The sequence below is a fragment of the Massilia sp. CT11-108 genome (genome assembly GCF_047302915.1).
GTDB classification, from domain to species: domain Bacteria; phylum Pseudomonadota; class Gammaproteobacteria; order Burkholderiales; family Burkholderiaceae_D; genus Telluria; species Telluria orientalis.
This window is the reverse complement of record NZ_JBKYMO010000882.1, coordinates 1-1,415: the sequence shown is the minus strand read 5'-3', so window position 1 is coordinate 1,415 and position 1,415 is coordinate 1. Positions and strand designations below refer to the sequence as shown.

The window sequence follows — 1,415 nt, the reverse complement described above, 5'->3', positions numbered from 1 at the left end:
GCGCAGCACGACGTCGGCCTCCAGCAGCGACAGGCCGGCGCCGATGCACACGTGCGGTCCGCTGCCGAACGACAGGTGGCTGCCGGCGCGGCGCGTGATGTCGAACGTGTCCGGATCGGCGAAGCGGTCCGGATCGCGGTTCGCCGCGCCGATCAGCGCGATCACGAGGTCGCCGCGCCTGAGCGTGGTGCCGTGCAAGGTGAGTTCCGTGGCGACGCGCCGGCCCGTGTACTGCACGGGACTGTCGTAGCGCAGCAGTTCACGGATGGCGAGCGTGATGCCGTCTTCGTCCGCGCGCAGCCGCGCCCACGCGTCCGGGTGCGTGAGCAGCGTGTACAGGCCATTGCCGAGCAGGTTGCGCGTCGTCTCGTGGCCGGCGAACAGCAGCATCGCGCATTGCGCCAGCAACTCGCCGTCCGCGCGCAATTCGCCCGCGGCCTCGGCCTGCAGCAGGCGGCTGACCAGGTCCGTGCCGGGGGACGCCCGGCGCGCCGGCAGCAGCGCGTCGAAATAGCGCACCATCTGCAACAGGCTGCGCTGGGCCGCGCGCAGCTGGTCGGCCGTCGGCTGCAGCGCGCCGATGAAGGCGGCAAGGTCGTCCGACCACGCCATGAAGCGCGCCTCGTCGTTGCGGGCGATGCCCAGCATCAGGCCGATGACGCGCGACGGCAGCGGACGCGCGACTTCGGCGATGAAGTCGAAGCCGGCTTGCGCGTCGAGGCCGTCCAGCAGTTCGTCGGTGAGCCGCTCGACGTCGGCCCGCAAGGTGCGGATCAGGGTCGGATGAAAACCGGCCGCCATCGCCTTGCGCACGCGCTGGTGGTCGGCGCCGTCCAGGAACACCATCGCGCTGCCGAACAGGCGCTGGAACATGTCGAGGCCCGCCTGGGCGCGGCGTCCCGACAGGCTCGCGTCGACGCCGGGTATGCGCTTGACCCAGCCGCCCGTGCGCTGCGACGACAAGCGCGCATCGCGCAGCGCCAGTTCGATGTCCGCGTGGCGCGTCAGCACCCAGGCGCCCTGGAACACGTCCTCGCGCCACAGCACCGGTCCCGCCGCACGCAGGCGGCGATAGGTGGGATACGGATCGTGCAGGAAGGCGGCGTCGAACGGTGCCGCGTCCGCATCCGGCACGACTGGCGCGAAATCTCTCATGCGATTCATTGGATGATGGTCTGCCGGCACATGCCGGGGCCCGCACTTTATCATTTTTCGGCCCGCCGGTCGCGCTTGACGATTAAAAAAGAATGATGCATTCTCTTTTAAAATCTTACCGGAGACGACCATGGGAACGACTGGACGGGACGCCGCGCTGCTGCTGGACCTGGACGCGACGGGGCAGGCGGCGCTGATCCGCACGGGCGACATCGCGCCCGCCGAGCTGCTGGAGGCTGCCATCGCGCGCATCGAGGCGC

General features: G+C 69.9%; 1 protein-coding gene. It reads right to left on the bottom strand.

Annotated features, from left to right (window positions below):
* Positions 1-1,155 (bottom strand): cytochrome P450 (locus ACEN88_RS31660; protein WP_413346118.1); only part of this gene is annotated, 1,155 nt, incomplete at its 3' end.
* Positions 1,156-1,415: the final 260 nt, after the last annotated feature.